The organism is Pseudomonas sp. LBUM1641 (assembly GCF_059716235.1).
The window spans coordinates 4,287,665-4,300,111 of sequence record NZ_CP166815.1 but is presented as its reverse complement, the minus strand read 5'-3'; the positions used below and the strand labels follow the sequence as shown (position 1 = coordinate 4,300,111).

Genomic DNA, 12,447 nt, shown 5'->3' with positions numbered 1-12,447 from the left:
GGCGAAATGACCTCGTTGAGTTTGAGTGGCGAAACGAACGCCCGTTGGCTTGTTACTGAATATTACATGCGTAATATGTCATGGTGGGTTTCATAATGAAAGTAACTCGATGGAAGTTATTTCTGCATCAAGGCAAGGGCAGGAGCGGGGTATTGATCGAGGAAATGCAAAAAGCCCTGAGATTCAGGGCTTTTCCAGAGGAGGGTGTTTATTGGCGCAGTAGCAACGGATAGCCAGTCTCAAGACACCGTTATTTCTTCCCCGACGCGGGCCTTCGTCCGTGTCGCCCGCAGTGCCATGACCAGCGCCAACATCGGTGCCAGGGTAAACAGCGCGAATAACCAGCGTGCCGCATTGGCGACGCCGGCATCGCCCGCTACGTCATTGATGCCCGCCATGTTCGAAATCACCCCCGCCAGTGCTGCGCCCATGGCCATGGCGAACAGTTGCAGGGTGGTGATCGACGATGCAGCCGTGTCCTTATCCTGCTCCGACGCCACTTGCAGGATGCGCGTCAGCAGATGCGGCCAGCCCAGGCCGATGCCAAAACCCACCAGGAACAGCCCGAGGCAAATAGGTGCCAACAGTGCCCAGTCCCCGTGACCGGCGATTGGTGTAGTGATTGCCAGCATCACCAGCCCGGCCACGATAAACAGCGGCCCCGCGATAATGGCGCGGTGCGGACCACGGCCGGTCCAGCCAGAGCTGAGGATTTCCGAAACGGTCCAACCGGCCGCCATCAACGCCGCCATGTAACCGGCGACCAATGGTGACTGGCCATGCAGATGCTGTAGAAAATACGGCATGAAAATCTCGCTGCTCATGCCGATCACCAACAAGCATGTGGTCGCATACAGCGCGCAGAGCGGAGTGCTGAACTTCAGCGCATCCCTGGGCAGAAGACGCACCGTGGCGTTGGATTCCTTGCGGATCAGCAGCCCCACCAGCACCGCACAGGTCGCGATGCCCAGCAGGTTCCAGCTCGGCAGTGAAGAGACGCTGCCCGCACACACCGCCAACACCGCGCCGGCCAACAGCACCAACTGCGGCACCGGCAAACGAGCCGTCGCCGTCGCTGCGGTATCGCGTGGGGGCAGCGCACGGCTGGTGAGCACCATATACGCCAGGCTCACCGGCACCATTGAGCCGAAGGCGAAACGCCAGGCGTCCATTTCCGCAAACACGCCACCCACCGCTGGCCCGACCAGCGTCGCCACGCCCCACATGCCCGATACCAGAGCCATTGCCCGAGGCCACAGACGTTCTTCGAACACCAGTTGGATCATCGAGTAACACAGCGCCAACAGAACCCCGCCGCCCAGGCCCTGGATAAAGCGTCCCGCCAGCATCACCGGCATGCTCGGCGCCAATGCGCAGATCAGCACACCAATCATGAACACCAGCGTGGCCACCGCATACGCCTGCCGTGGACCGGTACGTTGCAAGAGCTTGGAGGTGAGGGCCGAACCCAGGATCGAGGCCACCACATACAACGTGGTACTCCACGCATAGAGCGCCAGGCCGCCGATTTCTGCGACCACCGACGGCAGGATGGTGGTGGCGATGTAGGTGTTGGTGGCATACAGCGCGATACCGCCTGAAAGCGCGATGGAACGGGTGGCGTTTTTGCCCCGGAGCAACTCGCCCCAACTGCTGTCTTGGGTTTGCATCAACGATTCCTTGTAATGCGTTCGCGGTGTAGGCGCCGGCGAATGGCATGGGCGTTATGGTTGGCGTTAATTAACCAAGTTATTGCTTGTTATATTGAGGCGGGGCGGATTGTTTTGCAAGAAGTGCCTTGTCAGGTGGTTGAGCCACTATTGGAGCCGCAGAGTTTCCCAAGGCTGGCAGTACGTCAGACCGTCAATTTCCGGCTGAACTTGGTTTCCATCACGATGTGGGACGCGGTGTGTGCCACCCCTTTGATCATGTTGATCCGGGTGAGCTCGGCGTTGAGTTCGCTGAGGGTGGCGGTAGCGAGATGAATGATGAAGTCCGACTCGCCCGAGACCGCATACACGGCCTGCACCGCGTCCATCCTGCGAAGCGAGGTCATCACATCGGTGTAGCTCTTGTTGGTGCAGGAGGTCATGGTAAAGCAGGTAACCGTCTGCTGAAGCCGGTCCTGGTCGATGCGCACGCTGTACCCGGTGATGACGCCGGCCTTTTCCAGGCGGGTAATCCGTTCCTGCACCGCCGAGCGCGAGACCCCGAGTTTGCGGGCGAGTGACGCGGTGGGCTCGCGTGCGTTGGCCTGGAGAAGACCAAGCAATTGCCGGTCCTTGTCGGTCAGGTTAAACAATGGGCCGGGATTCTGCGTATCCATGGACACTTCCTTGACCTTGCTCGGGTCATTTTTTATGAGTCGCCCTGCGCTGCGAACGCCTTTCCTGAAACATGTCCATCATCTTCAGGCCGGCGTAAACCGTTTGTGCGGCCGCAGGGCCCAGCGGGCCGCCGTTCCATTCCAGGCCATAGGCATCGAACAGACGGTAGCGATCGGTTTCGCCGCAGATCGCTTCGGCGATGACGCGTCCACCGATCGGCGCGGTGTTCATACCATGGCCACCAAATGATGTACATGTCCACAATCCCTGCCCGAGCGGGCCAATGTGCGGCATTTTGTGCCGCGCATAGCCCATCAGCCCGGACCAGGCTTTGTCGATCCTGATGCCGCGCAGCTGCGGATAAACGTCGAGGATGTCTTGGGTCAGCAACTGCCCCAGGCGTTTTTCATCCTGCAGGTTCCGGGTGGTGATACGCCCGCCCCAGAGCAGGCGGTCGCCCTCGACGACGCGGTAGTAATCCGAGGCCCGGCGGTTATCGCCCACGGCATCGGTGGTACGCACAGCCTCCGCCAGCCGATCACCCAGATGCTCGGTCAGCACCGCATAGGTCGCGATCGGCAGGAAGGCGCGGCGTAACTTGCCGAACTCCGGCCCGCCATAGCCGCCGCAGCAGTACACCACGTGGGCGCAATCCACAGTGCCTTGATCGGTTGCGACCCGGTGTCGCCCGTTGCGACTCTCGATGCTGATCATGGGCGACCGTTCATGGATTTTCCCGCCGCTGCCCTCGATCAGCCGGGCCAGGCCGAGGCAATAGTTCAACGGGTGGAAGTGAAAGCCATAGCTGTCGCGCAGGGCCTGGAAATAACGCTCGGTCTTGAGCTTTTCGCGCACCGCTTGGCGATCCAGGTACTCGAGGTGAAAGTCGAAATCCGCCGCCATTTTGTCGCGCATGCGCTGCAGGTTATCGCCATCGTCGTAGCGAACCACGCTGAGTTTTCCGGGGGTTGGCGTGCAGCCTGGCAATTGATGTCCGGCGATCATGTCTCGAACAATATCGACGCCTTCAAGGGACAGTTTGAACAGCGCGGCGGCGGTCGGTTTACCGCAGCGCCGCTCGATGGAGGACAACCCTTCCGACCAGCCCTGAAGCACAAAGCCTCCGTTACGCCCCGACGCGCCCCAGGCAACACGTCCCGCGTCCAGCAGCACCACGGACTGCCCGCGAGAGACCAGCTCCCACGCCGTACTCAGCCCTGCCAGCCCAGCGCCGATGATGCAGACATCGGCCTGGGCATTGCCACACAGCGCCTCGCGTTCAGTGGTGTCGCACATCGTGGCGGTGTAGTAATTGTTGTTGTAGGTGTACATGAAGTCCGTCGTCCTTTTTTCGCGGCGCAGGCGTACCGCGCGCCACGTCGAGGACGGGCGCCTGGTAGGCCAATGCTTGTTTTATTGCACTTGGGTGAGGTCGGCGCCGTACCACTTTTCAGACAGCTGCTTCAGCGTGCCGTCGGCTTTCATGTCGGTGACGATCTTGGTCAGCGCGCTGTTGAACGCCTCATCACCCTTGTCCACGGCGATGGCCAGGGGTTCGTAGTAGGCCGGCTTGCCTTCCACTTTGACGACGGGATAGCCGTTCTTGATGGCCGCCACAATGGTTGGAAGCGCGGACAAGGTAGCGTCCAGGCGAACCCCGTTACCCATGCGCAGATCATCCAGCGGGCCCATGCTGTCGCCGTATGTGCGAACCTCGCCGGGTGTGACTTCATAGGTAAACGGCGGTACATCGGCGGCGTCGATCTTGAGGCGACGATTGATATAGTCCTCCGACGTCGTACCGGCTTCGACACCGATAATCTTGCCGTTCAGGTCCGCCAACTTCGTCCCCGCGGCGTCCTTGTGCACGGCGAATACATACGGCGTGTAGTAGTAGATCGCGGGAAAGTCGAGCACTCGGGTGCGCTCGGTGGTCGGCGTCATGGAGCCCACCGACAAGTCCCAACGACTCGACCAGCGCCCGGCGGTGATGATCCCGTACTCGGGCGTCACGAAGTCGACTTTGCTGCCCAGGCGCTTGCCGATTTCGCTGGCGACATCGATATCAAAGCCTTGCAGCTTATTGTCCGGCCCCAGGAACGATTGCGGTGGCCAGTTGGCCGAAGTGGCTACTTTGAGCACCTTGGTTTCTTGGATGCGGTCGAGGGTTGCGCCCGCCCAGGCAACGCCTGTGACGCTGGCGAGGGCGGTGGCGACAGCGGCTGCTGTGACGAAGCGAGTGAGCGAGATCATGGGTAAGCCTCCAGATATCGTGAATGCGGATTTTTGTTGTTTTGGTCGATGTCCGACGATGCTTCTCAGTGGCTGAGAATCTGCGACAGAAACTCCCGGGCACGCTCGTGCTGCGGGTTGTCAAAAAACTCGGTGGGTTTGGCTTGCTCGATGATGCAACCCTGGTCCATGAAGATGATCCGGTCGGCCACCCGCCGGGCGAACCCCATCTCGTGGGTGACGCAGACCATGGTGATGCCGTCCTGGGCCAGTTCGCCCATCACGTCCAGCACCTCCTTGACCATCTCGGGGTCAAGGGCGGAAGTGGGCTCGTCGAACAGCATGATGCGCGGGCGCATGCACAAGGCGCGGGCGATGGCGACGCGCTGCTGCTGGCCGCCCGAAAGCTGGCTGGGGTATTTGTCGGCCTGGTCCCCGATGCGCACCCGGTCCAGGTATTCATGGGCCAGTTCGCGCGCCTGGGGTTCGCTGAGCTTGCTTACCAGGCGCGGCCCCACCATGAGGTTTTCCAGCACCGTCATGTGCGGGAACAGATTGAACTGTTGAAACACCATGCCGACCTGGCGGCGTATGCCGGCCACGCAGGCGGCATCACGGGTCAACTCGGTCCCTTCGATGAACACGTGGCCTTTCTGGAAGTCCTCCAACAGGTTCAAGCAGCGAATCAACGTGGATTTGCCGGACCCCGACGGCCCGCACACCACTACGATTTCACCGCTGGCAATGTGCAGGTCGATGCCCTTGAGCACATAAAAATCGCCATACCATTTGTGCATGTCCTGGATCGATATCGCAGGGTATGGAGCAGGGACTACGGAGGGCTGATTCATCGTCATGCTCCTGATTCAGCGATGGGCGCGATTGAAGTGCTTTTCCAGGCGGGCCTGAACGGTTTCCAGCACGATCGACAGCAGCCAATACAGCACGGCGGCGGTGATCAGCATTTCCAGGTGACGGAACTCGGCGCGTCCTTGGGTTCGCGCCAGGAACATCAGCTCCCAGACCCCGATCACCGACACCAGCGAACTGTCCTTGAGCATCGAGATGAACTGATTGCCCGTCGGCGGAATGATCAGGCGCATGGACTGCGGCAGAATCACCCGGGTCATGGTCTGGAACGGATTCAGGCCAATCGCCCGCGAAGCTTCCCACTGGCCCCGCGAGATGCTGCTGATCCCTGCGCGGAAGATCTCCGTCATGTAGGCGCCATAACACAGCGAAAGCGCCAGGATCCCCGCCGGAACAGCCCCGACGACATAACCGAGTTGAGGGATGCCGAGGTAAATCAGATAGATCTGGATCAGCAGCGGAACACCGCGAAAAAACGAGGTGTAGAAGCTGGCAATCGCAATCGCGAAGCCGTTGGAAGACAAGCGCGCTGTAGCGCCCAGCAAGGCCAGCACAAACGCAATCGCAATCGAAATCGCCGACACGTAGACGGTGGTGAACACCCCCTGGGTAATCATGAAGCCGATTTTGGTCGCGATGAAACTGTAGGAAAGGTTGAAGGTGTCGAAGAACAACAGGAACAGCACCAGCAACTCGCACCACACCGTAATGATCTGTGCGCGCAAGGGAAACCGGCCAAGGATGAACAGGTTCAGCACCACCGTAAGGGTAAACGTGCCGCCCACCGCGATGTCACGCGCCAGCGGGGCCGACAGGTCGAGAACGATGGGCCCCATCAAGTGGGCAAGGCGGCCTTCACCCACGCCGCACGCCAGCGTGATGATGAAAATCACCACGGCGACTGCGCCCATGAATACGACGCTGTCCGTCATGCGAGTCTTGACGATATGGTCTTTGTACATGGCTTGAGCGCCCCGGGGTGAGCCCCTTTATTGTTGTCAGTCCATTATGGGTTGGCAAAATGCCGGGCGGCACCCTGCGGATTGTTGGGAATTGCGGTTTTTAAGGGCGGATGAGGGGAGAGGAGCCTTACATCTGCTGGGCGAGGTCATCAGGCTTTCGCCAGCAATCATTTCGCGCCAGACTCAGGGGCATTCATCGCCCCAGGGTAGCCACCATGATTTCCCATGTGTTTTTAGGTACAGGTGATTTTGATCGAGCCTTCGCTTTCTATTCGAAGCTGATGGCTGAATTGGGCCTCACGTTGAAATTCTGTGATGCGGACAAACCGTGGGCTGGCTGGGTTTCCAACACTGCGCCTCGGCCAATCTTCGTCATCGGCGCGCCGTTTGATGGCAACCCGAGTGCACCGGGGAATGGGCAGATGGTGGCGTTACTTGCGCCCAGTCGGGAGGCGGTCGATAGAAGCCATGCGACAGCGTTGGCGCTCGGCGGGATGTGTGAGGGAGAGCCTGGATTAAGGCCTCACTATCACCCCGACTATTACGGGGCGTATTTTCGGGATCTGGATGGAAACAAGCTTTGCGTGTGCTGCCATGATCCGGTGCCAGGTTATCCTCGCTTCTCACTTTGAGAAGCGCGTTGCCGACGTTGCCTTGTTCAACCTTCAGATAAAAGTCTTCGCCTTTCGCCTGAAGGCAGAGGTAGATCGACCTCCACCTGTGAGCAAACTCGGAAACCTATATCTGGAAGTACAAGCCGGCGGATGGAGCAAGGCGCCTCACGGCTTGCTATAGGCCATGTACTCATTCTGCAAGACGATATGATCCGCCACGTACTTCGCATCGTGCCAAACCCCATAGATGAACGAAGACGCGCGGTTCACCAGGTTCGGCAAACCCAAGAAGTAAATCCCGCTCTCCGCCGAAATCCCGCGTTTATGGAATGGCTCGCCTTTCTCGTCAAACGCATTCACCTTCAGCCAACTGAAATCGAAGCTGAAACCCGTGGCCCACAGAATTGTGGTCACACCGGCCTCAGCCAAATCCAGGCTCAGGACCGGATTCACCAGGCACTCCGGATCAGCCAACAATTGCCACGCCTCAGGTTCCGGCGCAAACGGCAGCCCGTTCTGCTCGATATAAGCATCGGCGTCCCGCAGCACATCAAAATAAGCGCGATCACCTTCAGCCACGTTAGCTGCCAGGCCGGGCTCAAACTCCATCACGCCTTCATTCCACGATCGGGTAACGCCCACCAGCGTAATGCCCATGTGCGCCAGGCGGCGGAAGTCGACGGTCTTGCCGCCTTCATAGCCACTGACGGCAAACGCCACATGCTTCTTCTTTGGCTGGATTTTGACCTCGTCCCACAAACCCAATGCGCCCAGCCACCAGCAGTAATCCCGGCCACGATACGAGCGAGGAGGGCGATAGTGTTCGCCCACCGAGAGGTAGACGGTCTTGCCGGCTTTTTGCAGTTCCTCGGCAATTTGCGAACCCGATGCCCCAGCGCCCACTACCAACACAGCCCCCTCTGCCAACTGGCCGGGATTCTTGTAGGCCGAGGAGTGCAGCTGTTGAACCGTGGCGTGTTCGGGCACCAGACTCGGAATGGACGGACGTTGAAACGGGCCTGTCGCCGCAACAACGTTGGCGGCCTCGATCACACCCGCCGAGGTGGTCACCTTGAACCCGGGCCGACCGGTGTGACGTTCCACTTGCAGGACTTCAACCCCGATGCGCACCGGCGCTTTCAGCATGTTCACGTACTCTTCAAAGTACGCCGCCATGCGTTCTTTCGGCGGGAAGCTCTCGGGGGAAATGCCCTCGAATTTCATGCCGGGAAAACGGTCGTGCCAGGCCGGGCCGTTGGCGACCAGGGAATCCCAGCGTTCCGACCGCCAGCGCTCGGCGATGCGGTTGCGCTCCAGCACGATATGCGGCACGCCCATGAGTGACAGATGCTCGCTCATGGCGACCCCCGCCTGGCCTGCGCCCACCACCAGGGTGTTGATTTTTTCAACTGACATGTGAGCTTCCTAAAGATAAGCGACCATCGACAGGTGCCAGTGTGATCAAGCGCCAGCCAACCGGAAATTATGCTTTTTGAACGTAGAGGTTAGGCAAAACCAAAGCCCTTCAATCGGCCTGAAGCAGCTCGGCCACCGCCGTCAGGGCCAGGCGGTAACCCAGCGCGCCGAGGCCTGCGATCACACCGGTGGCGGCTCTGGACACATAGGAGTGATGCCGGAAAGCCTCGCGCTTCCAGATGTTGCTCATGTGGGCTTCGATGATCGGGCCATCGAACGCCAGCAGTGCATCGAGGATCGGCACCGAGCTGTAGGTCAGGCCGGCGGCGTTGATGATGATCGCGTCGGCACTCAGCCGGGCTTCCTGAATCCAGTCCACCAGCACACCTTCGTGGTTGCTCGTGCGAAATTCCAGGCTCAGGCCCAACTCGGTAGCGTGACGTTGGCAGCGCGCTTCGATGCTGGCGAAGCTTTCGCTGCCGTAGGTGCCGTTCTTGTCCAGCCCGTACAGGTTGGCGTTGGGGCCGTTGAGGAAATACACAGTGCGGGGCATGGGCAACTCCAGGTGGCTCATGGTTGCTGGCTTGGGTTCCAGTCATCCGGCACCACCGCGATCACATCGATCTCCATCAACCACTCCGGCTGGCCCAGCCCTGAAATCACCAGGCCGGTGGAGATCGGGAAGACGCCCTTGAGCCATTTGCCGACCTCCTGGTACACCGGCTCGCGGTAGCGCGGGTCGATCAGGTAGGTGGTGGTCTTCACGATGTGCGACAGGTCGGAACCGGCTTCTTCAAGCAGCAGCTTGACGTTTTTCATCGCTTGCTCGGCCTGCGCGCGCGGGTCGCCGAGGCCGATCAGGTTGCCCTCGAAATCGGTGCCGATCTGGCCGCGTACATAAATGGTGTTGCCAGCGCGCACGGCCTGGCACAGGTCGTTGTCCAGCGCCTGGTTTGGGTAGGTCTGCTTGGTGTTGAACATGCGAATACGGGTATGGGTGGGCATTGCTGGTAACTCACGGGGGCGGAATAAATCCAGCTTCACATTGGCCCCGCCCGCGCGAAACCAGCATTTGCGCGAGGTAGTGCTTAGGCAAAACCGAAGCGCTGTACCCAGGCCTGAGCGGTAGGTCGAAACAGCACCCGGCATGAACCATGCAACGGTGTGGTTGAGGCAGTCGACGCCAGCTTGGCGTCAGCGTATTGATGATGTGGAGGCGTGATGCTCAGTCGTATTACCCAGCGCCAACTGGAATATTTCGTGGCTTCCGGTGAGGCAGGCAGCATCAGTGCCGCGTCTGAACGCATTCATGTGTCGTCGCCGTCGATCTCGGCGGCGATCACCCATATGGAGGCCGAGCTGGGCATCCAGCTGTTTGTGCGGCATCACGCCCAGGGCATTTCCCTCACGGCGGTGGGGCGCCAGGTGATGCAAGAGGCCAAGCTGATCCTGGAGCAGATGAGCAACCTCTACACCATTGCTTCCGAGTCGTTGAACACTGTGCGTGGTCCGCTGCGGGTGGGTTGCCTGGAGTGGCTGGCGCCGATGATCACCCCCGAGCTGGTGTTTGGATTTGGCCGCGCGTTTCCGGGTGTACGCCTCACGCAAGTGGAGGGCAACCACGAGGAAATGCTGGAAAAACTGCGCAGCGCCGAGATCGATATCGCCCTGACCTACGACCTGGTGACCAGTGACGACATCGACTTCCAGCCGCTGGCGCAATTGCCGCCGTATGTGATGGTGGGTGAGTACCACCCGCTGGCGAGTCTGTCGGCGGTGAGCATGCTCGACCTTGAGGATTACCCGGTGGTGCTGCTGGACACGCCCTGGAGCCGGGAGTATTTCCTCAGCTTCTTTATGCAGGCGGGTACCACGCCGAACATCATCATGCGCTCCAGCAACCTTGAAACCGTGCGCTCGATGGTTGCCAATGGCATCGGCTATTCCTTCGCCAATGCCCGGCCCAAAGCCAATCTCTCCCAGGACGGCAAGCGTTTGATCCGCTTGCGCTTGTCCGGCCCGCACCGGCCGATGCAACTGGGCTATGCCACGGCGAGCAATACCCAATTGTCCCGCGTGGTGTCGGCGTTTGCCGAGCGTTGCCGGATGTTCGTTTCAGACCAGTACATCCCAGGCATGGCTGCCCCGAGTTTTTTTGATGCCCATGCGGTGCGCACGCTTGACGGTGTGGGCTGAGCCGTCGGCTTTCCTGCTTTCCTGTGGGAGCTGTGTTTGCATTGCACCAAAAGGTTGCGCTGGCTGCAGTGCGGACGCGGCATCGCACCATTACGAGACAGGCTGTTTTGACTGTCCAGTCGTCACCCAGGGAACGGTGACGCTGCGTAGGTTCTTCCTACCCAATAGGCCGGCTTTTACGAATTGACCCCAAGGGCCTCTCCCCACGAATCTCAGTCCATCGGTGCAGATCAGGGTTCGACCTTCACGTTGAGCATTCGGTGGGCATTTTCATTTTTTTGTCGAGCACAGTGACGATGACTTTCAACTGGAATTACATGTTTGGTTTGCTGGCCGATGCCGAGTTCTGGCGGGCGACATGGACGGTCATCCAGCTCAGTTCGTTGACCTGGGTCCTGAGTATCGCGCTGGGTTTCCTGCTGGCCCTGGCCAAGCAATCCAAACATGCGCTGATCAGCCTGCCGGCGCGCGGCTACATCTGGTTGTTCCGCAGCCTGCCGTTGCTGGTGCTGCTGATCTTCATCTACAACCTGCCGCAAGCGATTCCCGCCACTTCAGTGATGCTGGCGGACCCATTCTGGGCCGGCCTGCTGGCCCTGGTGATCTGCGAAACCGCCTATGTCGCCGAGATTCACCGGGGCGGCCTGTTGTCGATTCCCAAAGGGCAGGGCGAGGCCGCCCGGGCACTGGGGCTGAAGTTTTTCGGGATCCAGTGGCGGGTAGTGATCCCGCAGGCATTGCGGGTGGCGCTGCCGTCCCTGGCCAATGAATACATCTCTATCGTCAAGCTCACTTCATTGGTGTCAGTGATCTCGCTGACCGAAATCCTGATGGTCGGCCAGCGGCTTTACTCGCAGAACTTCCTGGTGATCGAGACGATGGCGGCGGTGGCGTTTTTCTACGTGTTCATCGTTACGGTGTTCGACTTCCTGCTCAAACGCCTCGAGCGTTTTCTCGACGTCAACCAACGCAACGTTTCCCGGGTTCCTGACGCCGAAGTGCTGGCGTTGGCGACCCAACAGCGTGTCGCCCTGCAGCGCCCGGTCAGCACCGAAGGCCCGGCGCTACGGGCTTCGCGGCTGCATAAAGCCTACAACGACGTCGAGGTGCTGGGCTCGGTCAACCTGCAGATCCAGCCCGGTGAAGTGGTGTCGGTGATCGGGCCTTCCGGCTCCGGAAAAACCACGCTGATCCGCCTGCTCAACGGTCTTGAGCAACTGGATAACGGCGAGATCCAGATCAACGGCCAGCCGTTCATTCACCTGAACAAAGTTGGTGCGCAAAAGCCGCAGTACGTGGAGCACGCCGAGCACCGCCTGAACATCGGCATGGTGTTCCAGAGCTTCAACCTGTTCCCGCATCTGAGCGTGCTCGACAACCTGCTGATGGCGCCGAAGTACCACCGCCTCGGGCGCGTCGAAGAGCTGAAGCAACAGGCCTACGCGTTGCTGCACAAGGTCGGCATGCTCGACCACGCCTGGAAGTACCCGCACCAGCTTTCCGGTGGCCAACAGCAGCGTGTCGCTATCGCCCGGGCCCTGATGATGCGCCCGCAAATCATGCTGTTTGACGAACCCACTTCGGCCCTCGACCCGGAAAAAGTCAACGAAGTACTGCAAGTCATCGAAGCCCTGGCCCAGGAGGGCATCACCATGGTGATCGTCACCCATGAGATGAATTTCGCATTCAAGGTCTCCGACCGCATCGTGTTCATGGAGAAGGGCCGGGTGGTGTGCGATGACACACCGCACGCATTGCGCAGCGGCGAAAACCCACGCGTGGAGGCGTTCCTCAAGGACGTCTCGCTGGCGTGACCCCTCAACGTTCGAA

12 protein-coding genes are annotated in these 12,447 nt (G+C 60.0%); 3 read left to right on the top strand and 9 right to left on the bottom strand.

The window, feature by feature from the left end; translation table 11 throughout:
* Window positions 1–239: 239 nt before the first annotated feature.
* The 6 genes from ACA046_RS19800 to ACA046_RS19775 form a co-directional block, all read right to left on the bottom strand.
* Window positions 240–1,670, bottom strand: a complete 1,431-nt coding sequence (locus ACA046_RS19800) for an MFS transporter (RefSeq protein WP_497674785.1) — start codon at window positions 1,668–1,670, stop codon at window positions 240–242.
* Between the two features lie 185 nt (window positions 1,671–1,855).
* Window positions 1,856–2,326, bottom strand: coding sequence for an Lrp/AsnC family transcriptional regulator (locus ACA046_RS19795; protein WP_497674784.1), 471 nt, complete (start codon window positions 2,324–2,326; stop codon window positions 1,856–1,858).
* Window positions 2,327–2,351: 25 nt separating this feature from the next.
* Window positions 2,352–3,659 carry an NAD(P)/FAD-dependent oxidoreductase gene (locus tag ACA046_RS19790; RefSeq protein WP_497674783.1) on the bottom strand — a complete coding sequence of 436 codons (1,308 nt, stop codon included), beginning with the start codon at window positions 3,657–3,659 and terminating at the stop codon, window positions 2,352–2,354.
* A gap of 81 nt (window positions 3,660–3,740) precedes the next feature.
* Window positions 3,741–4,580, bottom strand: coding sequence for a transporter substrate-binding domain-containing protein (locus tag ACA046_RS19785; protein WP_459021785.1), 840 nt, complete (start codon window positions 4,578–4,580; stop codon window positions 3,741–3,743).
* 65 nt (window positions 4,581–4,645) lie between these two features.
* Entirely contained in the window at window positions 4,646–5,410 is a 765-nt protein-coding gene (locus ACA046_RS19780) for an amino acid ABC transporter ATP-binding protein (protein ID WP_063031104.1), read from the bottom strand.
* A gap of 15 nt (window positions 5,411–5,425) precedes the next feature.
* On the bottom strand, window positions 5,426–6,391 hold the full coding sequence (locus tag ACA046_RS19775; RefSeq protein ID WP_218263477.1) for an amino acid ABC transporter permease: 966 nt from the start codon (window positions 6,389–6,391) through the stop codon (window positions 5,426–5,428).
* 215 nt (window positions 6,392–6,606) lie between these two features.
* On the opposite strand from ACA046_RS19775, the gene ACA046_RS19770 reads away from it, so the two are divergent.
* Window positions 6,607–7,023, top strand: a complete 417-nt coding sequence (locus ACA046_RS19770) for a VOC family protein (RefSeq protein WP_497674782.1) — start codon at window positions 6,607–6,609, stop codon at window positions 7,021–7,023.
* 147 nt (window positions 7,024–7,170) lie between these two features.
* Here the strand turns inward: ACA046_RS19770 and ACA046_RS19765 are convergent, their stop codons facing one another.
* The 3 genes from ACA046_RS19765 to ACA046_RS19755 form a co-directional block, all read right to left on the bottom strand.
* The gene (locus ACA046_RS19765; protein WP_497674781.1) at window positions 7,171–8,421 is read right to left on the bottom strand and encodes a flavin-containing monooxygenase; all 1,251 of its coding nucleotides are present in this window, start codon (window positions 8,419–8,421) and stop codon (window positions 7,171–7,173) included.
* A 109-nt stretch (window positions 8,422–8,530) separates the two neighbouring features.
* Entirely contained in the window at window positions 8,531–8,974 is a 444-nt protein-coding gene (locus tag ACA046_RS19760) for a type II 3-dehydroquinate dehydratase (RefSeq protein WP_497674780.1), read from the bottom strand.
* A gap of 17 nt (window positions 8,975–8,991) precedes the next feature.
* The gene (locus ACA046_RS19755; protein WP_258346546.1) at window positions 8,992–9,426 is read right to left on the bottom strand and encodes a RidA family protein; all 435 of its coding nucleotides are present in this window, start codon (window positions 9,424–9,426) and stop codon (window positions 8,992–8,994) included.
* A 216-nt stretch (window positions 9,427–9,642) separates the two neighbouring features.
* Between ACA046_RS19755 and ACA046_RS19750 the strand changes: the two genes are divergently transcribed.
* Both ACA046_RS19750 and ACA046_RS19745 read left to right on the top strand, forming a co-directional pair.
* Window positions 9,643–10,617 carry a LysR family transcriptional regulator gene (locus ACA046_RS19750; protein WP_421522928.1) on the top strand — a complete coding sequence of 325 codons (975 nt, stop codon included), beginning with the start codon at window positions 9,643–9,645 and terminating at the stop codon, window positions 10,615–10,617.
* 296 nt (window positions 10,618–10,913) lie between these two features.
* Entirely contained in the window at window positions 10,914–12,431 is a 1,518-nt protein-coding gene (locus tag ACA046_RS19745) for an amino acid ABC transporter permease/ATP-binding protein (protein ID WP_258346544.1), read from the top strand.
* Window positions 12,432–12,447: the final 16 nt, after the last annotated feature.